Consider the following 21,079-nt stretch of genomic DNA (forward strand, 5'->3'; position numbering starts at 1 on the left):
TGGCGTCACGACAACGACATGATTCGCGCCATGCTCAGCGAAGAATTCGACTACATCATCGTCGGCGCAGGCAGCGCCGGCTGCCTGCTGGCCAACCGCCTGTCCGCCGACCCGGCCAAACGCGTGCTGCTGCTGGAGGCCGGCGGCAAGGACAACTATCCATGGATACACATCCCTGTAGGCTATTTGTTCTGCATCGGCAATCCGCGCACCGACTGGTGTTACCGCACCCTGCCGGATAGCGGGCTGGGCGGCCGTTCGCTGACTTATTCGCGCGGCAAGGTGCTGGGCGGCTGCTCATCGATCAACGGCATGATCTATATGCGCGGCCAGGCGGCGGACTACGACCATTGGGCCGCGCTGGGCAATGCCGGCTGGGGCTGGGGCGATGTGCTGCCGCACTTCATCGCCATGGAAGACCACTTCGACCCAACGCGGCATCTGCACGGCCATGGCGGCGAATGGCGAGTGGAAAAGCAGCGGCTGTCCTGGGAAATCCTGGACGCCTTTCGCGCCGCCGCGGCGGAACAGGGCATTGCGCCCACCGCTGATTTCAATCAGGGCGACAATGCCGGCTGCGGCTATTTCGAGGTCAATCAGAAAAACGGCCTGCGCTGGAACTGCGCCCAGGCCTTCTTGCACCCGGTCCGCTATCGCGCCAATCTGACAGTGCTGACCGGCGCCGAGGCGGAAACGCTGATCGTCGAGCGCGGCCGCGCCGCCGCTATCGCATTTATGCAACAAGGGCAGCGCCATATCGCGCGCTGCCGCGGCGAAATCGTCCTCGCCGCCGGCGCCGTCGGTTCGCCGCTTTTGTTGCAGCGCAGCGGAATCGGCCCCGCGCCCTTGCTGGCGCAGCATGGCATCTCGCCTATCCATATCCTGCCCGGCGTCGGCGCCAATCTGCAGGATCACCTGCAACTGCGGCTGGTTTTCAAGGTCCGCCACGCCCTCACCCTGAACCAGCGCGCGGCCCACTGGACCGGCAAGCTGGCGATGGCCTGGGAATACCTATGGAAACGCAGCGGCCCGCTGTCGATGTCGCCCAGCCAGCTTGGCGCTTTCTCCCGCAGCGCACCGGACGTGGACAGGCCGGATCTGGAATACCACGTGCAGCCGCTGTCGCTGGAGAAGTTCGGCGAACCGCTGCACCGCTTCCCCGCCTTCACCGCCTCGGTCTGCCATTTGCGGCCGCATAGCCGCGGCCATGTGGCGATAAGCGGCCGCGATCCCGCCGCGCCGCCGGCGATCCAGCCCAATTACCTCAGCCATCCGCAGGATCAAGGCATCGCGGCGGCGGCCATCCGCCAAGCCAGACGCATCGCCGCCTCGCCCGCGCTGGCGCGCTACCTGCCGGAAGAATACCGCCCTGGCCTGCAATGCCAGAGCGACGAGGAACTGATCGAGGCCGCCGGCCGCATCGGCACCACCATTTTCCATCCGGCGGGCACTTGCAAGATGGGCGCGGATGAGCTGGCGGTGGTGGACGCCAGGCTGCGCGTGCATGGCATCGCCGGCTTAAGAGTGGCGGACGCTTCCATCATGCCCGCCATCACCTCGGGCAATACCAACAGCCCCACGTTGATGATCGCCTCCAGGGCGGCTCAATTGATCATGCAGGACAACAAGCAGCCGGCCCCGATACGGACGCCGGCACCACACGCAAAGGAGAGCTGGACATGAGCAACAGCATTGCATCGACCGCTTCGGCGGTCGGCATCAGCCGGGCCGAGCGCAAGGTGATTCTGGCCTCATCGCTCGGCACGGTGTTCGAGTGGTACGACTTTTTCCTGTATGGCGCGCTGGCCGCCATCATAGGCAAGCAATTCTTCACCGGCGTCAATGAAACCACCGGCTTCATCCTGGCGCTGCTCACCTTCGCCGCCGGCTTCCTGGTGCGGCCTTTCGGCGCGCTGGTATTCGGCCGGCTGGGCGACATGATAGGCCGTAAATACACCTTCCTCGCCACCATCGTCATCATGGGCCTGTCCACCTTTCTGGTGGGCCTGCTGCCCGGCTACGCCACGCTGGGCATCGCCGCGCCCATCATGCTGGTGTCGCTGCGCATGCTGCAAGGCCTGGCGATAGGCGGCGAATACGGCGGCGCGGCCATTTATGTGGCGGAACACGCGCCCGACAACAAGCGCGGCGGCTACACCAGCTGGATTCAAACCACCGCCGGCGCCGGCCTGTTATTGTCATTGCTGGTGATTCTGGCTTGCCGCAAGCTGACGGGCGAAGCCTTCAATGAATGGGGCTGGCGCCTGCCCTTCCTGGTGTCCATCTTCCTGCTGGCCATCTCCACCTGGATCCGGCTGTCCATGCAGGAGTCGCCGGCCTTTCTGAAGATGAAGGCCGAGGGCAAACACTCCAAGGCGCCGATCAGCGAAGCCTTCGGCAACTGGGGCAATCTGAAGATCGTGCTGATCTCGCTGTTCGGCTTCAATGGCGGCCAGGCCGTCACCTTTTACTGCGCCCAGTTCTACTCGATGTTTTTCCTGACGCAAATCCTCAAGGTGGACCCGCAAACCGCCAATCTGATGCTGATCGCGTCGCTGATCCTCACCACGCCGCTGTTTCTGTACTTCGGCCACCTGTCCGACCGCATCGGCCGCAAGCCGGTCATGCTGGCGGGCTTGACTCTGGGCTTGGTCCTGACCTTCCCGGCCTTCCGCTGGCTGACCGACTACGCCAACCCCGATGTGGCCGCCGCTCAGGCCCGCTCGCCGGTGACGGTGGTGGCGGACCCGGCGAGCTGCCACTTCCAGTTCGACCCCATAGGCAAAGCCAAGCTGAACACGCCTTGCGACCAGGCCAAGGCATTGCTGGCGAAAAACGGCGTGCCTTATCAACAGCAGGCCGCGGCAGCCGGCGTCACCGAAATCCACATCGGTTCGACTGTCCAGCAGGGATTCGACAAGAAGGCGCTGCAAGACAGCCTCAAGGCCGCAGGTTATCCGGAAAAGGCCGATCCGGCCAAGATCAACCACCTCATGGTGATCCTGGTGCTGGTGCTGTTGTCGGTGATTTCGGCGCTGGCCTATGGTCCGCTGGCCGCGCTGATGGTGGAGCTGTTCCCCACCCGCATCCGCTATACCTCGATGTCGCTGCCCTACCACTTGGGCAATGGCTGGATAGGCGGCCTGATGCCGACAGTGGCCTTCTCGCTGGTGGTGTACACCGGCGATATCCTGTACGGCCTGTGGTATCCCATTGTGGTGTATGCCGTCAGCCTAGTGGTGAGCCTGCTATTCCTGAAGGAAACCTTCCGCAACGACATCCATCAGCACTAAGCCACTGCGCAGCCCCGCCTCCCGGGGCTGCGCGCCTTCCCCGCCACCCGCTGCAAACCTGGCCCTTCTCCAAGCGGCAAGCGATTCTCAAAATATGCGATAAGCTGAAAGTAAACGCGCCTGCGCATTCCCGCCGCGCCATCCAACTCGCCGCCAAGCCGGCCGCTTGCCTTGACGGTTCGCCCGCCGCGCAAGATTTGAGCGCCACCTGGCCTCTGCCCCTCAAGCCTATAGACACCTCGCATGGCGGAAGGCTTACCGTTATTTTAAATTTTTCATTATCAATAATTCAATTATAAAAGTGGTTGATGTTTACAATCCATATACATATACTCAACTTAACAGATGGCCTTAAACAAAAGGCCAAAACCTTAAACCAATAGTTTAAACAATTCCGCCGATCCGCACGAACCCGCGAGCCGGCAGGGAGGTCAAAATGAAAAAAGTCATCCTCACTCTGGCAGCCTTGGCTGCTCTGCAGTCCGGCTTGGTTCTGGCCTCCGACAGCGGTACGATCTCCTTCACCGGCGCCATCGTCAAAGAACCGTGCGCCGAGTCCAGCAGCGATTTGCTGAAATACGCGCAAAACCCGCGCCTCTACCAAGCGGCCCGCAAGGAAGCATCCTCGCAAGTCTGCTCCGGCATGAGCAACACGCAATCGCTGAGCGTTTCCACGATCAGCATGGCCAGCGGCAGCGCCGAAAGCAGCGGCCAGATCGTGACCGTGGTCTACAACTGATAGCCCCATCGAATAGCAAAAGCCCCCGGTCTGCCGACCGGAGGCTTTTTTTATTGATCCGCGCCGCCGCAGTTCCTGAGCCAACTGGCTCGGGCCGCAACCGCGCGGCGCGTTACTGGTAAAGCATGTCTATCGTGATCGCCGTCTGCAATCCGCCCGGCATCACCGTGTTTGTCCTCACATATTCGGCAAACAATCCCAGCTGCGCCGCTTGCGATTGCACATTGACCACCCGGGTATTGTTGGTGGCGTTCGCGCCGATATTCGCGCCGTCGGCGACGCTGCCCAGATTGATGGCCACGCCCTTGGCGCTGCCTCCGGTATTGGCGAACAACACCGGATTATCGCTGTCCGAGGTGCCGGAAAAACGGAAGGTCGCCGTTTTCACGCCAGTCGAGCAGTTTTGGGCGCTGATGGTAAAGTAGCTCCTGGCCAGGGCGCTGCCGACCGCGGCGAACTGCGGACCGCCGACTATGGGCAGGTTCACCGTGTACTGTCCGCCGGCGCTGAGATTGCACGTGCCGCCAGGGGTAAAGAAAACAGTGCCGGATATCAGCTGATTGAAATTGATATTGGGCGTGATATTGATCCCGCCAACCCCATCCAGCTGGAAAACCGAATACTGCGATACATTGACCGAGCCGCTGGAAGGCGCATTCGCCGTCTTGATCAAGACGATCGAATACTGCAGGCTGGTTTTCACCGCGCCATACCAGGGAACATAAATGCCGGTGTCGATCGCGCCGCTGTTGCGGGTATAGGTCACGCCATTGAAAAGAATCCCGATCTGCACGCCCGCCGCCAGCGTCTGGTTTTGCGGATTCACCCAAAAGTACACATCCTCGCCTATGCTTTGCGTGCAATACAGGCTGAGAGTCTGCAACGGCGACTGCCAGATGACGGTTCCAACCGGCACATTCGCCGCCACATACAAATTGCTGGGCAGCGTCAAAGTCGCGCTGACCGCGCCCGTCGTATCCTTGCCGTTCCAGCACCCCAGCGCATGGCTCAAGGAAGGCGCCGCGCTCAATAGCAAACACAGCCACAGGCGCGCCATGCGTAGAATCAGTTTATTCATTTTCATCGCTCACCAACGGCGCTAGCGTGCCGTCGCTTCTGGTTGTAAAGGCTGGCACAGGGCTTCTGTCTGCAGATAGCCGGCACTGGCGTTCTGATGCGGCAATTGATATTGGAAACGGCACTGCTGATCGCGCCCGGAACCCCAGCTTGCGGTCAGGCTCTGCCCTTCCATGCCGCGGATAAAGGCGCGGCCGCCCTGGCCGATCAAGGCCACATACTCGCCCTTGCCATCGTTGATTTCCGCGCCGACCGGCAAGCTGCCGCCGCCGGGACGCTTCAAGGCGACAATGACGGGCTTGCCCTGCTGGGTGTTGAATTTCAAAGTCACGATGGCGCCGGCGCGCGGGGCATCGAGAGCGCTGGTTTCCAGCAGTTCGACATCCTGGTTCATATTCTTGGGATCGAGCGTGATTTCGTTCTGCCGATACGGCATCAGCGAGGACACCACCGCATAACCGTCATGGTTGATGCGCACGCCGTTGGTATTGGCCACCGCCGCGCCCTCCGCTCCCGGCGCTTCGATCACCGCTATCGATTCCCCCAAGGCCTGCGCGGCGGTCACGCCGCCGGGGTGGAACACCAAGGCGCCGCTCACGCCGGCGTTCGTTTGCGTATTGGAGCCATTGACGCTGCCGCCAGCCGAGAACGAGGCCACGGAGCTCGCATACTGCACGCTGGCGCCGCCGCTATTGCTGTTGCCGCTCGTATTGGCATAGCTGTTGTTGGCGTAGACGTTGTAGCTCAGATTGCGCAAGTCGCCGGCGACGCCGCTGACGCTGACTTGCTCGTTGCGGCTTTGATCGCTGCTGGAGCCCGCGCTGGCGCTCAACAGCGGCGCGCCGGCCCCGCTCCCCAGCGGCATGGTCAAACTGAGCAGGAATTGATTGATGTTGCGGCCATTGGAATCGCGCGAGCGGCCGGCGGACACATTCAGGCTGACTCGCTTGAAACTATTGCCATAGCCCAGCTGATAGGTGGTATTCCGGCCGGTTTGATTCCAATAGTCCTGCGTCGTTCCGGTCAGAAAAACATGGCCCCAGCTGCCGCCCAAAGGCTGGTCCACATTCAGCTGGAACTGGTTTTTCGCCCGCGCCAGGCTGCTGCTTCCATTCAGCAAATTGGCATAGTCCTGAAACTCCAGATAATTGGCGGTGGAGAAACGATAGGCCGCGACCGTGAAATTGGTGCGGGTTTTCTCCATCAGCTTGCTGAACGACAAACGATAACTCTGCCCCTGCATCGTTTGCAGGCCCAGGCTTTCGGGCAAAGCGCCCGCCCAGGACTGCGTGACGTCCAGAGCCAAGGCGCCATAAGCCGTATTGATGCCGGCGCCGAGCAAAGCGGATTGATAATGCTCGGCCAGAATCGCGCCGCCATACGCGGTCAGGCTGTTGCTGATGCCGCGCTGATACGTCGCCTGCGCGAAACCGGGCCGCTGGCTCAGCGAATTGCTGCGCCACTGCCCCGCCGTAAAAGCGAAGCGCTCGCGGCCTTCGCGCAGAAGCTGCGGCACGGCGGCGTAAGGCACGATGAATTTTCGCACCCGGCCATCGGACTCGGTCACCGTCACTTCCAGATCGCCGGAAAAACCGGTGTTATACAAATCGTCGATGCTGAACTCGCCGGGCGCGACGGTATTTTCATAGATCAGATTGCCGTTTTGCCGCACCGATACTTTGGCATTGGTTTCCGCCACGCCTCGCACCACCGGCGCATAGCCTTGCAAGGACTCCGGCAGCATGCGGTCGTCCGATAGGATTTGCACGCCGCGGAAAGACACGCTGCTGAACAAGTCGGAAGGGGTGAAATAATCGCCCACCGTCAAAACCGAGTGCCAAGCGGTCAAATCATGCTGCGCGTAAGCGGCCGTATTCTGATAATTGCGCTGGCTCAGGCCATTGCTGTCCTGCTGCGTCAAGGTGCCGTCATAGCGCAGGCGCCATAATCCGATATTCACGCCGGAATTGGCGGACAAGTAATACTGCGTCGAATTGCCCTGCCCGCTATTGCCCGCGCGATAGACATTGGCGTTGTAGTTGAGAAAGCCGGCAACCGGCGCGCCCGCATCCCAATATTCAGGCGCGACGTACCCGCGCGCCCGCGCTCGCTGATACCTTTGCGGAATGCTGACGTCCAGTCTTAAATCCGCGCTATTGAATGAAGAGAACGCGCCGGGCACGATCGAGCCGATTTCGACGCAGCGAGCCAGCTCGTCGCGACCGGGCAGTTGTTGCGGACTCGGCAGTCGCGAGGCCTCCAACCCTAAATCATCCAACAAGCTCCGATTCAAACACGCTTGCGCCGCCTTGTCGCCAAACGACTTCATCAATACATCGCGCCGCCCCACCCAGACGCCGTTGGCGTAAACATCCGCCCGATAGTTGCCCGGCAAGGTGCCGCCCATCTGGTTGAAACGCGACAGATCGATCTGCTGGCCGTTGGAGGTTTGGTTCAGAAACACCGGGTTGAACTGGACATCCTCAGGAGGCTGGGCCGCCGCCTTTCCGCTCGGCGCGGCGTTCGCGGGCGCAGGCGTAGAGGCGGCCGGCGCCGCGGCAGAATCGGCCCATGCGGCCGGAGCGCCAAATAAACCGCAAATCAGCAGGCTGAGCGGGTTTAAGACCCAGCGCAAATCAGGTTGTCGTCTCATGGCGAGCTTCATGGCGGATTCAGTCTGCAGGGGCAAGGAAGCGGCGCGAAGTGTCAGGGCGCCAGCTTGGCGTCGGTATGGCTGACCGGCGCGCCGTAGTCATTGATGCTCTCGTAGGAAACGCCAAGCTCGCCCTCTGGCCGGGACTTGAGGTTTTTCAGCGCAAAATCGTGGCTGCCGCCTGGCGGCACCATGCCGCCGTCCGTTTCATACTCACGGCCGCCCGATGCCAACACCGCGCGATTCAAGGAGATGTAATACGCCGAGAGGTTCGCCGCGCGCAGCGCATAGCCTTTGCCTCCGGTTTGCGCCTGCAAGGACCAAGTCAGCTGGCTCGCGGCATCGTCAGGATTGCCGGCCAAGCCATGCGGCCGATAAAACAACTTGATGCGGGAGCGAAACGCCACCTGCATGAAGTTTTGTTGTTCACTGGTTTTCTTGGGCAAAGGCGGTATATCCAGCACATTCAGCCAGAACACCGATTCCCTGTCTTCCGGCAAATCCGCGCCGGTATAAGTCAGGCGTATGGTCTGCCCTTTGCTGGGATCGACGCGGAAAATCGGCGGCATGATCAAAAAAGGCGCGTCCGCGGTATTCGGCACCGACTTTTCATTGCCGCGATCCGCCCAAACCTGCACCAGGGACGGCTCTTTGCCCGGATTATTGACCTTGATCGTCACCTCTCGATCGTCGGCTCGATAAATCACCCGCGTGCCGGATACCACCACGCCGGCCAGCGCGGCGCTGCTCAACAATGCCGCCGCCAACACCAGTCCGACCACCCCTTGCCATGCTGCTTGTTTCATTTTTATCAGCCACTATCCAGTCAAAATAGCCGCCGGACGACGGATGCCGCCCGGCGCATGCTCGCGCTTATTGGTAAGTCATGGAGTATTGAACAGAGCTGTTCACCAGACCCGCGGTCGCGGCGCCCGTCGCGTAGTACTGGGCGTAGTAATTCAGGGTGGCGGTGCCGTTATTGATAGAAACCGATTGCGAACCGACATTGCTGGACAGGTTGATCGGCGCGAAGCTGCTGTTCAGCACTTGCACTTCTACGTTGGTGGCGTTGCCGGTGCCCACGGCGTTCAGCAGATTGCCGGTTTGGGAGTCGATGGTCGAACCGACTTCAAAGCGAGTTTGAGCATTGTTCAGACCCGACGGGCAGCTGGTCAGACGGATATTGAACGGGGTCGCGCCTGCGGTTGCGCCGGAGGTGGTCAGCGCGGAAGCGCCTACCGTCGGCAGCGGCACCGATACATTGGTGCCGGTGGTGCCGGTGATGGTGCAAGTTTGCGCGGCGATTTTTCCAGTGATGGTGATCAGGCCATCGGAAGCCATGGCGGCGGAGGAAACACCCAGGCCGATCAGCGCGGCGATAACGATCTGCTTCATTCAAAAGTCTCCATTTCAATGATGGGCAATATGGCTGCCCGGTTAAGTGCCCGATTGAGCTCAACGACAAGGTCTTCTTTGCGCCTCGGCAGATCCAAATCGCCGGTGCGCCGCTACCTGTTTCAGTCCTTCGATCCGCCATATCCGTCCTCATCGCGGCAAGCGCGAGGATAAGCGATACAGGCCGCCAAACCTAGATTGATAAAATTTAATTAACGCTAACTTGGTAGTTAGTTTAAAAAAAGGGCGCAAGAATCCGCGACGCGCGGCCGCAATGGCAAGACGCCACTCCGCTTCGCAACATCCTGGCAGGTCACGCAGCCGCGTCCCTGCCTTTAAGCGCCGCCCATCCAACGCATCGTCTGGCGCGATCTAGACGCAAGATTAATGTAAATACTACCAAACATTCAACATACAAAACTCGATGCACCCATGACGAGCGGCAAGTCAAATAATTGATTAAAAACACTTTTTCCTAATTGTTAATATTTACAATATCTAATTTGAACTGTTGCCTTGATACATCATTGCAAAATAAATTAAATCATTTAGTTTAAAATAGCGGCTATCCGCCATATGTTTCGGAAACGCTCGCGCACCCGAAAAATGCTCTTGGCTTGAATTGACTTGCGCGTCCACCGGTTTAAACTGCTATCCATTCGCCACTGAACAGCCCAACGATATGCAAACCAGCGCCAAGCAGTTCGCCACGCTCAACCAACGACGCTATCGACTCCGCACCTGGGGCAAGGCGGATGCGCCTTTGATCGTGATGCTGCATGGCTGGATGGATAGCTCCGCGACCTTTCAATTTCTGGTGGACGCGTTTGAGCAGGACTGGCGCGTGGTGGCGCCGGATTGGCGAGGATTCGGCGACAGCCAGTGGAACGAGGGCAGCTATTTCTTCCCGGACTATCTGGCCGATCTGGACGCGCTGCTGGAGCATTTATCGCCGAATCAGCCGGTCAAGCTGCTGGGCCACAGCATGGGCGCGATGATCGCCGGCATTTACGCCGGCGTGCGGCCCGAGCGCATCGAAAAACTGATTCTGGAAGAAGGCTTTGGCCTCAACGCCACCCGCCCCGCCGAAGCGCCGGGGCGCTATGGCCGCTGGCTCAAGGAAACCGCGGGGGGCAGCCGTTTCGACATCATGACCGGTCTGGAAGAGATGGCGGACAAGCTGATGGCGCGCAATCCCCTGCTCACGCAGGAAAGGGCGCGCTGGCTGGCGGCAGAGCTGACCCAAGCCGCGCCGGAAGGCGGCGTCATCCACCGCGCCGACCCGAAACATAAAATGGTCAACCCGGTGTTATACCGGCTGGAAGAGGCGATGGCGTGCTGGAAACGCATCACCGCGCCGGTGCTATGGGTGCTGGGCGAACACCCCTTCGACCACCCGGCGGTCAGCGCCGTGCTGAACACGCTGGACGAGCGCCGGGCCTGTTTCCAACAGTTGAGCGAGGTCACGATAGCCGGCGCCGGACACATGATCCAATGGGAAAAGCCTGAGGCGCTGGCGGCTGCGGTGGAACGGTTTTTCAGCGCCGGCTGAACACTCGTCTCGCTTGCGCTGCATCAGAAAAGTTCGCGGATCGGCTGCTACACTGCTTAAGTATCTGCCACAAAAGCGCTACCGCCATGTCCACCGAACTGAGCGAAATCCAACGCGACCAGCTGCTGCAGAATCTGGTCATCCCGCCTCGACCGGAAATTCTGGACCGGCTGCAAGCGCTGCGCAATGACAGCGAATCGCCGCTGCAGGAGCTGAGCGACATCGTCACCAGCGATCCGGCGCTCAGCATCGCCATGCTGAAGGCGGCCAACTCTCCCGCGCTGGGGCAAGGGCGCAAGATCCAGTCGATCAGCCAGGCCATCAACCTGCTGGGCGTCAACAACGTCATCCACCTGGCTAGCGGACTGGTGCTGCGCAGCCGGTTGACCCAGGAATCGCCCGCGGCGCTGGAGCTGTTCTGGGAACGGGCGATGCAGGTGGCGGCCATCACCGGCCAGCTCAGCGAGCGGCTGACCCAGGCGCCGGACGAGTGCCAGAGCTTCGCGTTGTTTCACGCCTGCGGCATCGCCATTTTGCTGATGCGCGAGCCCAACTATCCCCGCACCCTGCAATTGATGGAAATCGCCGACGATATCCGCGCCTGCAAGGTGGAGCAGCAGCTGCACGGCACCGATCATGCCATCGTCGGTTATCTGGTGGCCAAGGTATGGAATATGCCGGAGAATTTCGCCCGCGCCATCCAGGTGCAATACGATCCCGATGTTTTCCATAGCGGACCGGGCGCCCCGCTGGACCACGACGGCAGAATGATGGTGGCCATCACCCGCGCGGCGCTGCACATCTGGCGCACCGCCACGCCGGGACGAGAAGATCCGGGCTGGCCTTCGCGCAGCGCCGCCGTGCTGGCCTATCTGGGCCTGGATCTGGTTGAGTTTGAGGACTGGCGCGACCACCTGCATCAACAGATGGCCGGCGTCTGAAACCGCTTAGCCCAGATAGCGCGCTTCCAGATGGGCTCGATAGTAAGCCGGATTGAGCGTCTCGCCGGTCGCCCGCGTGACCAGCTCATCCGTTTGCCAGCGGCTGCCCTGGCTCCAGATCTTGTCGCCCAGCCAAGAGAATACCGGCGACAGGGCTCCCGCGGCGATCTGCGCATCCAGTTGCGGATTCTGCCGGCGCATCGCGGCGAAATACTGCGCCGCGTACATGGCGCCCAGCGAATAGCAGGGGAAGTACCCCAGCAGCGAAATCGCCCAGTGCGAATCCTGCATGCAGCCATTGCGGTAATTGCCGCGCGTGTCCACGCCCAGATAAGCCATCATCTTCTCATCCCATAAGGATGGGATGTCCTCCGCCTCGATCTCGCCGTCTATCAAGGCGCGCTCGATCTCGAAACGCAGGATGACATGCGCCGGATAAGTCAGCTCATCCGCATCCACGCGGATGAAATCCGGTTTGACGCGGGTGAACAGTTTGACCAGATTGTCGGCTTCGAAAGCCGGCAGCTCGCCGAAATGGCGCCGCACCAGAGGCGACAGCAAGCCGGCGAAAGCCCGGCTGCCGCCTAATTGCATTTCAAACGACAGGCTCTGGCTCTCATGTATGCCCATGGAGCGCGCCCGGCCCACTGGCTGCGACAGCAGATCGCGCGGCAGGCCTTGCTCATAGCGCGCGTGGCCGGTTTCATGGACCACGCCCATCAGGCTGGAGACGAACTCTTGCTCGTTATAACGGGTGGTGATGCGGACATCCTCCGGCACGCCGCCGCAAAACGGGTGGGCGCTGATGTCCAGCCGGCCGCCATCGAAGTCGAAACCCAGCAGCCTCATCGCATCCAGCCCCAGCAGCCGCTGCGTTTCGATCGGGAAAGGCCCTTGCGGCTGCAGCACGGTCTCGCGCGATTGCTTGTCCATCGCCCTGGAGATCAGGTCCGGCAGCCAGCTTTTGACGTCATCAAACAAGCGCGCGATGTCGCCGCTGCCCATGCCCGGCTCGTATTGACCCAACAAGGCGTCGTAGCGGCTGCCGCCCTGCGCCGCGGCCAAGTGCGATGCCTCTTCGCGCGCCAGCCGCACCACTTCTTTCAAATTCGGCAGAAATCCCTGCCAGTCATTAGCCGGACGCTGGCTGCGCCAGGCATGCTCGCAATGCGCGGCCGCCAGCGACTTGGCCTGCACCAGTTCGGCGGGCAGCAGGTTTTCCTTGCTCCATTCGCGCCGCATCTCGCGCAGATTGGCGCGCTGAGCCTCGTTCAGATCGTCCTGCTCGGCCTCGTCCAGCCAGCGTTTCAGTTCAGGCGAGGTGATCAATTGATGGGTGTAGACGCTGATTTCCGCCAGCGCGTCGGCGCGGGCTGCATGGCCCTTGGCCGGCATCATGGTCTCGCTGTCCCAATGGGCAATCGAGGCCAAATGATTGAAGCGATGCAATCGTTGGAAAGTCTGAGTCAGGCTCTGATAGGCCTTTGAATCCGCCATGGCGTTCTCCTCTAGCAATACCAAAATATTCCCATAGCATCGACCCGGCGACAACCGCCGCGCAGGCCGACGGCTAGCCCGGCTCGTCGCCGGCGGCCTGGCGCTGATGCGCGAAGGGAAAGGACTGCCAATAGGGAAAGTAAGCGCGCACCGTCTCCAGCAGCAGCTCGCGCTCGCCGGAGTCGGACAGGTGCAGCAACAAGGCATCCACCGCCATCCGGTAACTGGTGGAGCGGAAAGGGTGCGGCTCCAACAGATAGAGCAAGGCTTGCAGAATCAGTTCCCTCGGCCGGATGTCGGCATTGGCCATGCCATCCTCGAACAGTTTGCCCAGGAACAGTTCCAGCGACGGCGGATAAGACTCGAATGCCTCGCCCTCGATGCGGGCGATCAATAAATCGAAGTTGGACTCGATGGGAAAGACGGGATTGTGGGTGGAAAAGCCGGAGCGGGAGGTGATCTCCACCACCCGCTTCATATCGTCCAGCCAGAAGTAGAAGAACTCGCGCGCGCAGGTCATGGCCAGCACTTTTTGCGGCGGCGACAACACCGCCAGCAAGGCCTCAACCATCGGCGGGTAGGCGTCCTGGGTGCGCTTCGCCGCGCCCTGCCTGGCCAGCAGGTCCTGCAGCAGAGCGCGCCGCTCATCCAAAACCGCAGCGGACGCGCCCAGCCGCGCCACCAGGCTCAGATACGCGTTCAAAGCCGACGCCAGATCCGCCATGCCTCCCCTCTCCGCAGATGCCTGCGCCTGCCCGCGCCTCACGCTTCACTATAAGCCATGCGGCGTCGGCGCTCAGCCTCGCGCTTCGGGTCGCAGCGTCAGCCGCAGATCGGCGCCCACCTTGGCCGCGTCGACGATGTCCAGCCGGATCTTGTCCGCCAGATCGCTCAGCGCCGGCCAGGCGAACAAGCCGCGGGCGGCATCTCCGGCCAAGCTGGGCGCGAGATACAGCACAATCTCATCCACCAGTCCGGCTTGCAGCATGGCGCCATTAAGGCCCGCGCCCGCTTCCACCATCAAATGGTTGACGCCGCGCTGGGCCAGTTGCCGCATCAATTCGGCCAGATCCGCCTTGCCGTCGATGGCGGGCAGCGCCAGGCAATCTACGCCGGCGGCCAGATACGGCGCCAGCTTGACGGGATCGGCCGCCCCATGCGCCAGCAGGCCCCGGCCGCCTTGATAGATGCGGCTGGCGGGCGAGGTTTTCAGCGCGCCGTCCAAAACCACGCGCCACGGCTGCTCGATGACGGCGATCTCGCGCACCGTCAGCTGCGGGTCGTCGGCCAGCACCGTGCCGCTGCCTGTCAGGATGGCGCAGCTGGCGGCGCGCAGGCGCTGCACATCCATCCGCGCCTCGGGGCCGGTTATCCATTTGCTGCTGCCGTTGAGCAAAGCGGTTTTGCCGTCCAGCGTAGCCGCCGCTTTCAGCGTCACCCATGGGCGGCCGCGCGTCACGCGGGACAGGAAGCCGCGATGCACGCGCCGCGCCTCCGCCTCCATCAGGCCTGCCTGCGCGTCAATGCCGGCCTCGCGCAGCATGGCGATGCCCCGCCCGGCGACTTCATGGTAGGGGTCGACCATCGCCGCGACCACGCGCGCGACGCCCTCATCAATCAGCCGCCCGGCGCAAGGCGGCGTGCGGCCGTAATGGCTGCACGGCTCCAGCGTGACATAAGCGGTCGAGCCACGCGGGTTGCCGCCTCTGGCCAAACAATCCTTGATCGCCTGAATCTCGGCATGATCGGAGCCCACCGCCAGCGTCGCGCCCTCGCCTATGACGCGGCCATCCCGCACCAAGACGCAGCCCACGCCCGGATTCGGCGAGGCCCGCCGGGTGGCGGCCTCGGCCAGCCGCAGCGCCCGCTGCATATACAGATGATCGTCGGCGCTGAAGCCCGTCATGCTCTTTCCTTCCACTCGCTGGCCAACAGGCCGTAACAACGCATATTCCAAAACCGGCCATTCAGCCGCTGCGCGTCGCGCAACTCGCCTTCCAGCCGAAAACCCAAGCGTTCCGCCACCCGGCAACTGCGGATATTTTCCGGCGCGCAGCCGAGTTCAACTCTATGCAGGCCCAGATCATCGAACGCATGGTCCAGCAATTGCGCCAGCGCTTGCCGCATCGCGCCCTTGCCCACGTGATGGTCGGCCAGCCAATACCCCACCCGCGCGCTCATATGCGTCTGGCTGATGCCATGCAGGGAACAAATGCCGGCGATTTCGCCATCCACCTCGATGATGCGGTGCGCGCTGCCGCCATCCGCATTGCTCTTCGCTTGCTGACGCAGAAACGCTTCCGCCTCGGCAGCGGATCGCGGTTTCACTACCTGGCTCATCCACTGCGCCAGCGTGGCGCGATAGCGCTCGATCAAGGCATGCACAGCTTCTGCATCGCGCTCCGGTTCCGGCGGCCGCAGCGTGACGTTCACCGGCGCGCGGCCCATTGGCTGGCCAGCATGCTGTACAAGCTGGCATCGAAGTATCGATCATGCAGATGCAGGTATTCGCGCATCACGCCCTCCAGCGCGAAGTCCAGCCTGCTCGCCACCGCCCGGCTGCGATGATTCGCCGCGCCGGCCACCAAGGCGACCCGATGCAAACCCATCTCGCCGAAAGCGATGTCCAGCACCTGACTCACCGCCTGCGTCATCACGCCTCGGCCACTGCAACGCGAAGCCAGCCAATAGCCCAGGCTGCCGTGGCGATGCTGACCGCTGAGTGCATGCAGATCAATGCAGCCCGCCAGTTCGCCGTCCGCCTCGATCAGCCAATGACGGCAAGGCGCGCCGTCGCGCCTGCCCTCCAGCACGCCTGCCAGAAACTGGCGCGAATCCGCTATCGACAGGGTTTTATCCACCCATGGCAGCCACGTCCGCAGATGATCCCTATCTTGATCGATCAAGGCAAACAGCGCCGGCGCATCGATCAAATCCGGCGCGCGCAACGCCACGCGGCATGCGCTGACGATATCGCTCATATTCAATCCATTTATGACAAATAAATCAAAAGTTATCTATTTGCCTGCAGACTGTCAATGCGATGATTTCTGAATTTCCTTGATCGCATCGGAAAACTCGGAAATATCCTGAAAACTGCGATACACCGATGCAAAGCGGACATAAGCCACTTTATCCAGCTTGGCCAGCTCGTTCATCACCATTTCGCCAATCTGCCGGCTGCTGACTTCGCGTTCGCCCAGTTGCAGCAGCTTATGGCAGATGCGGTCGATCGCCTCGTCCACCAGCGCGGTCGGCACCGGCCGCTTGTGCAAGGCGCGCAGAAAGCTGGTGCGCACCTTGTCGATATCGAATTCGGAGCGATGCCCCGCCGTCTTGACCACTTGCGGCATCCGGACATCGGCGGTTTCAAACGTCGTGAAGCGCTTGTCGCACGCCGGGCAGCGGCGGCGGCGGCGGATGCTGCTGCCATCCTCGCTGACGCGGGAATCGATCACCTGAGTATCGGGGTTGCCGCAAAAAGCGCATTTCATGACAGGAATCCTAAAGATTGCAACATGTTGATGTTATCAGCAAAGCCTGTCGCTGGCATCGCCTGCGCCGAGTCTTGTCTATACTGCAGCGCGATCTCATTATCCAAATGGGGCATGTCATGACTAGAATGAGTTTGCTGACCCTGCTTTTTCTCTCCGGCGCAGCCGCGGCGGATCCCGCTCAATACTCCTTCGGCGTCGGCGCGGGCACCACCGGCTTTGACCTGACCGGCTCCTGGAGCATTCTGGACAACGTCAATCTGCGGGCCACCCTATCCGACTTCAATTACAACCATAACGGCAACTTCGGCTCCGGCGTCCAATATCAGGGCAAGTTCAAACTGTTCCAGGCAGGTCTGCTGGCCGATTATTTCCCCTTCGACTCCGAATTCCGGTTCAGCGCCGGCTTGGTGCTGGTCAATACCAAGCTGAACTTGAACGGCAATCCGGACGGCACCGGCAGCTACACCTTCAATGGCAATACCTACACGTCAGGACAAGTCGGCACCGCGACCGGCCAGGCAAAATGGGACAAGCCGGGGCTGTATCTCGGCCTGGGATATGGCAATAGCCTGAGCGAAAAAGGCTGGAGCGTGGGCGGCGACCTGGGACTGATTTACACCGGCAAACCCACCACTACCCTCAGCGCCGCCTGCGGCAGCTCGCTCAGCGCAGCGCAATGCCAACAGCTGCAAAGCGATGTCGCCGCCGATCAAGCGACCGTCCAAAACGACGTCAACAAGTACAAGATCTGGCCGGTTGGCCGCATCAGCGTCAACTACGGCTTTTAGCGCAGCCAGCTTCGCTCGAGGATAGCCATTTCCCAAACCGACAGAAGCGCCTGCCGCAGGCGATAGCGCTTTTGTTGCAATCAAAAATATTCACATATTAAATGCCAATGGATTTGACGTATGATTGTCCGCTTTTTTTGCACTACCCGGGACAATCCAAATGAAATATACGAAAATCCTCTCCGCCATCGCCTTGATCGGCGCCGCCCTGTCCGCTCATGCCGCCGATGACGCTGCCCGCTTCGCCATCGGCGCCGGCGTCGGCACCACCGGCTTCGACCTGATGGCCACCTACAAACTGGCTGACAGCGTCAACCTTCGCGGCGTCCTGTCCGGCTTCGATTACAGCACCAGCGGCAACTACGGCACCGACACTCACTACGACGCCAAATTCAAGCTGTTCCAAGCAGGCCTGTTGGCGGACTACTTCCCGTTCGACAACGGCTTCCGCCTAAGCGGCGGCCTCGTCGCCAACAATACCAAGATCGGCTTGAACGCCAATGCCAGCGGCCATGCCACCTACACGCTGAATGGCTATACCTACACCGCGGATCAGATCGGCAAGCTGGAAGGCGAATCCAAATGGAACAAGCCTGGCCTGTACCTGGGCCTGGGCTTTGGCAATAGCGTCAAAGAAAAGGGGCTGAGCCTGAGCGGCGACCTTGGCGTCATTCTGACCGGCAAACCCAGCACCAACCTGAGCGCCAACTGCACCAGCGCGCTCAGCCAAGCTCAATGCCAACAGCTGCAATACAACGTGAACGTTGAACAGGAGAAGCTGCGCGGCGACATGAACAAAGCCAACTTCTGGCCGGTTGCCCGCCTGACGCTGAATTACGCCTTCTAAGCAACCCAATCTGTCCAGTCCTGACATAGGTTGACACCTGCCAGCGCGCCGCATGCGCTGGTCAGATGCTCGCGACAGACGCCCGATGTACCTCATCGGGCGTCTTGTATTTCAAGCCCTGGTGAGGGCGCTCCTGGTTGTAGATCCTCACCGACTGCTCCACCATTTTCCTCGCCTGCTGCAAATCGGCTGGGCGATGCAGCAGCAGTTCGCCTTTTAGAATGCCGTTCACCCGCTCTGCCAGGGCATTCTGGTAGCAATCGTAGCCATCCGTCATTGAGCACATCAGCCCGTGTCGTTCGTGGATCTGCTGATAGTAGGCCGAACAATACTGAATGCCGCGATCGGAGTGGTGAATCAACGGCTGCCGTGAACGTCGCGTCCGCAAGGCCATTTTGAGGGCTCCGCTGACTTCCTCCGCCTGCAGGCTGTCATGCACGTGATACCCAACAATTTTCCTTGAGTAAGCGTCAGTCACGAGACTCAGGTAAGCAAACCGCTGCGCTGTCGGCAAGTAGGTGATATCCGCCACCCAGACCTGCTCCGGCCCCGTCGGGACGACTTGGTGCGGCCCGGCCTTGAGCAGATTAGGATGGCGGTAAAAGCGATGGTGACTGTGTGTGGTCTTATGGTACGCCCGCTGCGGCACGACCAGCAGGCGGGCTGTACGCAACAGATCGAACAAACCGTCCCGTCCCAGCTTGATCCCCGCTTCCGCCATTCGCGATTGCAGCACATGGTGCAGCTTCCGCGTTCCCAGTCGGGGCTGGCGCAAGCGCACGTCCCTCACCCACGCGATCACTTTGCCATTCCGTTCGGCACGATGGCTTTCGCTTTGGCGGCGCTTGTAATAGGCCTGGCGGCTCAGCTGGACATATCGACAGGCCCGGCCCACGCTCAACCCCTGGACGAGCCTTTGGGCAAGGACCTGCCCGAAGGCTTTTTTACTACGCGCACCCCGTAGTCTTTCTTCAAGACCTCAAGCATCGCTTCGAATAGCTGCGCCTTCTCATTGGCCTCTTTGAGTTGGGTTTCCAGTTCCTTGATCCGCTGTTCTGGCGTCAGCGGCTTGTTGCCTTGATTCCCCATCGCGATCCCCTGGGCGCTACGGGAGGGCTGGGCACTCCAGTCCTGCAAACCGTGCTTACGTAACCATACCAGCACCGTCGAACGACCTTGAATACCATAGCGGCGTTGCGCCTCTTTGTAAGTCAGTTCGCCTTTTTCTACCTGCTCTACGACCGACAGTTTAAAAGCCAGGCTGTAGTCTTGCTGGGTACGTTTAATCCTTGATTCCATGTGACTCTCCTTCGTTACGGCGAAAAAGTGTCAACTTATTCCAGGACGGGACAATCAAAACAAAAAAGCCGCCCTCATTCGAGAGCGGCTTTTTCTTGGGCCGAACAGCTTACTTGGCGTACACCGGGAAACGGTGGCACAACGCAGTGGCTTTCTCGGCCACACGGGCGATCAGCGCGTCGTCGTTCGGATTGTCCAGCACGTCGGCGACCAGATTGGCCACTTCAATCGCCTCGGCTTCCTTGAAGCCGCGGGTGGTGATGGCCGGGGAGCCGATGCGGATGCCCGAGGTGACGAACGGGGTTTCCGGATCGTTCGGGATCGCGTTCTTGTTGACGGTGATGTGGGCGCGGCCCAGCAGCGCGTCGGCTTGCTTGCCGGTCAGGCCCTTGGCGCGCAGGTCGACCAAGAACACGTGGCTCTCGGTGCGGCCGGACACGATGCGCAAGCCGCGCTCGGCCAGGGTCTTGGCCATGATGGCGGCGTTCTTGATCACTTGCTCTTGATAAGCCTTGAATTCCGGCTGCAGCGCTTCCTTGAAAGCCACGGCCTTGGCGGCGATCACATGCTCCAGCGGACCGCCTTGCAGCGTCGGGAACACATTGCTGTTGATGCTCTTCTCGAACTCCGCCTTGGCCAGGATGATGCCGCCGCGCGGGCCGCGCAGGGTCTTGTGGGTGGTGGAGGTCACAAAGTCGGCGTGCGGCACCGGGTTCGGGTACAGGCCCGCGGCCACCAGGCCGGCGTAGTGGGCCATGTCCACCATGAAGTAAGCGCCGACCTTCTTGGCGATCTGACCCATGCGCTCGAAATCGAAGCGCAGCGCATAAGCGGATGCGCCGCCGATGATCAGCTTGGGCTTGGTTTCCATCGCTACGCGCTCCATGTCGTCGTAGTCGATCTCTTCCTTGTCGTTCAGGCCGTAGGCGACGATGTTGAACATCTTGCCGGACAGGTTGGCCGGGGAGCCGTGGGTCAGGTGGCCGCCGTGGCCCAGGTTCATGCCCATCACGGTGTCGCCCGGCTTCAGGATGGAGAAGTACACAGCCTGGTTGGCCTGGGAGCCGGAGTGCGGCTGCACGTTGGCGTATTCGGCGCCGAACAGCTGCTTGACGCGATCAATGGCCAGCTGCTCGACGACGTCGACATGCTCGCAACCGCCGTAGAAGCGCTTGCCCGGGTAGCCTTCGGCGTACTTGTTGGTCAGCTGGGAGCCTTGGGCTTCCATGACGGCCGGGCTGGTGTAGTTTTCCGAGGCGATCAGCTCGATGTGATCTTCCTGGCGTTGGCATTCCGCAGCAATGGCGGCGGCGAGTTCGGGGTCGAATTTGGCGATCGTCTGGTCAGCAGCGAACATCTTTGACTCATCCATCAAAGGGTTAACGATGGGGCCATTCTACACGAAATGCTTCAAGCAAAACCTTAACGTGAAGCAAGCCGGCGAACGCACCGCGAAACCCTCGCCAGCCCGGCCTCATGCCGCCCGGCAGGAGCGGGCCGG

19 protein-coding genes are annotated in these 21,079 nt (G+C 61.1%); 7 read left to right on the forward strand and 12 right to left on the reverse strand.

Features of this window, described 5'->3' with window-relative positions:
- Nucleotides 1-30 precede the first annotated feature (30 nt).
- From NKT35_RS01355 to NKT35_RS24090, 3 genes are all read left to right on the forward strand, one after another.
- Complete coding sequence (locus NKT35_RS01355) at nt 31-1,683, forward strand: GMC family oxidoreductase (protein WP_254298039.1); 1,653 nt, start codon at nt 31-33, stop codon at nt 1,681-1,683.
- The gene (locus NKT35_RS01360) at nt 1,680-3,293 is read left to right on the forward strand and encodes an MFS transporter (RefSeq protein WP_254298040.1); all 1,614 of its coding nucleotides are present in this window, start codon (nt 1,680-1,682) and stop codon (nt 3,291-3,293) included. Before NKT35_RS01355 ends, NKT35_RS01360 begins: the two co-directional genes overlap by 4 nt.
- A gap of 436 nt (nt 3,294-3,729) precedes the next feature.
- The gene (locus NKT35_RS24090; protein ID WP_305883461.1) at nt 3,730-4,032 is read left to right on the forward strand and encodes a hypothetical protein; all 303 of its coding nucleotides are present in this window, start codon (nt 3,730-3,732) and stop codon (nt 4,030-4,032) included.
- A 112-nt stretch (nt 4,033-4,144) separates the two neighbouring features.
- On the opposite strand, the gene NKT35_RS01370 is transcribed toward NKT35_RS24090, so the two are convergent.
- From NKT35_RS01370 to NKT35_RS01385, 4 genes are all read right to left on the reverse strand, one after another.
- Nucleotides 4,145-5,110 (reverse strand): fimbrial protein, encoded by a 966-nt coding sequence (locus tag NKT35_RS01370; protein ID WP_254298043.1) that lies wholly within the window; start codon nt 5,108-5,110, stop codon nt 4,145-4,147.
- A gap of 21 nt (nt 5,111-5,131) precedes the next feature.
- Nucleotides 5,132-7,762 carry a fimbria/pilus outer membrane usher protein gene (locus NKT35_RS01375; protein ID WP_254298045.1) on the reverse strand — a complete coding sequence of 877 codons (2,631 nt, stop codon included), beginning with the start codon at nt 7,760-7,762 and terminating at the stop codon, nt 5,132-5,134.
- Between the two features lie 53 nt (nt 7,763-7,815).
- Nucleotides 7,816-8,568: a fimbrial biogenesis chaperone gene (locus NKT35_RS01380; protein WP_254298046.1), complete on the reverse strand. Its 753-nt coding sequence runs from the start codon at nt 8,566-8,568 to the stop codon at nt 7,816-7,818.
- 67 nt (nt 8,569-8,635) lie between these two features.
- Nucleotides 8,636-9,157, reverse strand: coding sequence for a fimbrial protein (locus NKT35_RS01385; RefSeq protein WP_254298048.1), 522 nt, complete (start codon nt 9,155-9,157; stop codon nt 8,636-8,638).
- Between the two features lie 682 nt (nt 9,158-9,839).
- Between NKT35_RS01385 and NKT35_RS01390 the strand changes: the two genes are divergently transcribed.
- Entirely contained in the window at nt 9,840-10,709 is an 870-nt protein-coding gene (locus NKT35_RS01390; protein WP_254298050.1) for an alpha/beta fold hydrolase, read from the forward strand.
- Between the two features lie 86 nt (nt 10,710-10,795).
- On the forward strand, nt 10,796-11,650 hold the full coding sequence (locus tag NKT35_RS01395; RefSeq protein WP_254298052.1) for an HDOD domain-containing protein: 855 nt from the start codon (nt 10,796-10,798) through the stop codon (nt 11,648-11,650).
- A 6-nt stretch (nt 11,651-11,656) separates the two neighbouring features.
- On the opposite strand, the gene NKT35_RS01400 is transcribed toward NKT35_RS01395, so the two are convergent.
- From NKT35_RS01400 to nrdR, 6 genes are all read right to left on the reverse strand, one after another.
- Nucleotides 11,657-13,147: a carboxypeptidase M32 gene (locus NKT35_RS01400; protein WP_254298054.1), complete on the reverse strand. Its 1,491-nt coding sequence runs from the start codon at nt 13,145-13,147 to the stop codon at nt 11,657-11,659.
- A 73-nt stretch (nt 13,148-13,220) separates the two neighbouring features.
- The gene (locus NKT35_RS01405) at nt 13,221-13,871 is read right to left on the reverse strand and encodes a hypothetical protein (RefSeq protein WP_254298056.1); all 651 of its coding nucleotides are present in this window, start codon (nt 13,869-13,871) and stop codon (nt 13,221-13,223) included.
- A gap of 72 nt (nt 13,872-13,943) precedes the next feature.
- Nucleotides 13,944-15,053 carry a bifunctional diaminohydroxyphosphoribosylaminopyrimidine deaminase/5-amino-6-(5-phosphoribosylamino)uracil reductase RibD gene (gene ribD, locus NKT35_RS01410; protein ID WP_254298058.1) on the reverse strand — a complete coding sequence of 370 codons (1,110 nt, stop codon included), beginning with the start codon at nt 15,051-15,053 and terminating at the stop codon, nt 13,944-13,946.
- Nucleotides 15,050-15,595: a GNAT family N-acetyltransferase gene (locus NKT35_RS01415; RefSeq protein ID WP_254298060.1), complete on the reverse strand. Its 546-nt coding sequence runs from the start codon at nt 15,593-15,595 to the stop codon at nt 15,050-15,052. Before NKT35_RS01415 ends, ribD begins: the two co-directional genes overlap by 4 nt.
- A complete protein-coding gene (locus tag NKT35_RS01420) occupies nt 15,577-16,128 on the reverse strand; it encodes a GNAT family N-acetyltransferase (RefSeq protein ID WP_254298063.1) in 552 nt (183 codons plus the stop codon). Before NKT35_RS01420 ends, NKT35_RS01415 begins: the two co-directional genes overlap by 19 nt.
- A 54-nt stretch (nt 16,129-16,182) precedes the next feature.
- On the reverse strand, nt 16,183-16,641 hold the full coding sequence (nrdR, locus tag NKT35_RS01425; RefSeq protein WP_254298065.1) for a transcriptional regulator NrdR: 459 nt from the start codon (nt 16,639-16,641) through the stop codon (nt 16,183-16,185).
- A 119-nt stretch (nt 16,642-16,760) separates the two neighbouring features.
- Between nrdR and NKT35_RS01430 the strand changes: the two genes are divergently transcribed.
- Both NKT35_RS01430 and NKT35_RS01435 read left to right on the forward strand, forming a co-directional pair.
- Nucleotides 16,761-17,432: a hypothetical protein gene (locus NKT35_RS01430; protein ID WP_254298067.1), complete on the forward strand. Its 672-nt coding sequence runs from the start codon at nt 16,761-16,763 to the stop codon at nt 17,430-17,432.
- A 160-nt stretch (nt 17,433-17,592) separates the two neighbouring features.
- The gene (locus NKT35_RS01435) at nt 17,593-18,279 is read left to right on the forward strand and encodes a hypothetical protein (RefSeq protein WP_254298069.1); all 687 of its coding nucleotides are present in this window, start codon (nt 17,593-17,595) and stop codon (nt 18,277-18,279) included.
- Between the two features lie 61 nt (nt 18,280-18,340).
- On the opposite strand, the gene NKT35_RS01440 is transcribed toward NKT35_RS01435, so the two are convergent.
- Both NKT35_RS01440 and glyA read right to left on the reverse strand, forming a co-directional pair.
- Nucleotides 18,341-19,578 (reverse strand): IS3 family transposase gene (locus tag NKT35_RS01440; protein WP_254294910.1). Its coding sequence is split into 2 segments (ribosomal slippage): nt 18,341-19,225 and nt 19,228-19,578, totalling 1,236 coding nucleotides; the frame shifts between segments, so codons are not numbered across the junction.
- A gap of 109 nt (nt 19,579-19,687) precedes the next feature.
- Nucleotides 19,688-20,935 (reverse strand): serine hydroxymethyltransferase, encoded by a 1,248-nt coding sequence (gene glyA, locus NKT35_RS01445; RefSeq protein WP_114061984.1) that lies wholly within the window; start codon nt 20,933-20,935, stop codon nt 19,688-19,690.
- Nucleotides 20,936-21,079: the final 144 nt, after the last annotated feature.

Origin of the sequence: Chromobacterium sp. IIBBL 290-4 (genome assembly GCF_024207115.1) — a bacterium.
Taxonomy (GTDB): Bacteria; Pseudomonadota; Gammaproteobacteria; order Burkholderiales; family Chromobacteriaceae; genus Chromobacterium.

Bases quoted from the DNA above. Each gene is read 5' to 3' on its own strand.
- NKT35_RS01355 (WP_254298039.1), top strand. From the start codon at position 31: ATGCTCAGCGAAGAATTCGACTACATCATCGTCGGCGCAGGCAGCGCC.
- NKT35_RS01360 (WP_254298040.1), top strand. From the start codon at position 1,680: ATGAGCAACAGCATTGCATCGACCGCTTCGGCGGTCGGCATCAGCCGG.
- NKT35_RS24090 (WP_305883461.1), top strand. From the start codon at position 3,730: ATGAAAAAAGTCATCCTCACTCTGGCAGCCTTGGCTGCTCTGCAGTCC.
- NKT35_RS01370 (WP_254298043.1), bottom strand. From the start codon at position 5,110: ATGAATAAACTGATTCTACGCATGGCGCGCCTGTGGCTGTGTTTGCTA.
- NKT35_RS01375 (WP_254298045.1), bottom strand. From the start codon at position 7,762: ATGAGACGACAACCTGATTTGCGCTGGGTCTTAAACCCGCTCAGCCTG.
- NKT35_RS01380 (WP_254298046.1), bottom strand. From the start codon at position 8,568: ATGAAACAAGCAGCATGGCAAGGGGTGGTCGGACTGGTGTTGGCGGCG.
- NKT35_RS01385 (WP_254298048.1), bottom strand. From the start codon at position 9,157: ATGAAGCAGATCGTTATCGCCGCGCTGATCGGCCTGGGTGTTTCCTCC.
- NKT35_RS01390 (WP_254298050.1), top strand. From the start codon at position 9,840: ATGCAAACCAGCGCCAAGCAGTTCGCCACGCTCAACCAACGACGCTAT.
- NKT35_RS01395 (WP_254298052.1), top strand. From the start codon at position 10,796: ATGTCCACCGAACTGAGCGAAATCCAACGCGACCAGCTGCTGCAGAAT.
- NKT35_RS01400 (WP_254298054.1), bottom strand. From the start codon at position 13,147: ATGGCGGATTCAAAGGCCTATCAGAGCCTGACTCAGACTTTCCAACGA.
- NKT35_RS01405 (WP_254298056.1), bottom strand. From the start codon at position 13,871: ATGGCGGATCTGGCGTCGGCTTTGAACGCGTATCTGAGCCTGGTGGCG.
- ribD (WP_254298058.1), bottom strand. From the start codon at position 15,053: ATGACGGGCTTCAGCGCCGACGATCATCTGTATATGCAGCGGGCGCTG.
- NKT35_RS01415 (WP_254298060.1), bottom strand. From the start codon at position 15,595: ATGGGCCGCGCGCCGGTGAACGTCACGCTGCGGCCGCCGGAACCGGAG.
- NKT35_RS01420 (WP_254298063.1), bottom strand. From the start codon at position 16,128: ATGAGCGATATCGTCAGCGCATGCCGCGTGGCGTTGCGCGCGCCGGAT.
- nrdR (WP_254298065.1), bottom strand. From the start codon at position 16,641: ATGAAATGCGCTTTTTGCGGCAACCCCGATACTCAGGTGATCGATTCC.
- NKT35_RS01430 (WP_254298067.1), top strand. From the start codon at position 16,761: ATGACTAGAATGAGTTTGCTGACCCTGCTTTTTCTCTCCGGCGCAGCC.
- NKT35_RS01435 (WP_254298069.1), top strand. From the start codon at position 17,593: ATGAAATATACGAAAATCCTCTCCGCCATCGCCTTGATCGGCGCCGCC.
- glyA (WP_114061984.1), bottom strand. From the start codon at position 20,935: ATGTTCGCTGCTGACCAGACGATCGCCAAATTCGACCCCGAACTCGCC.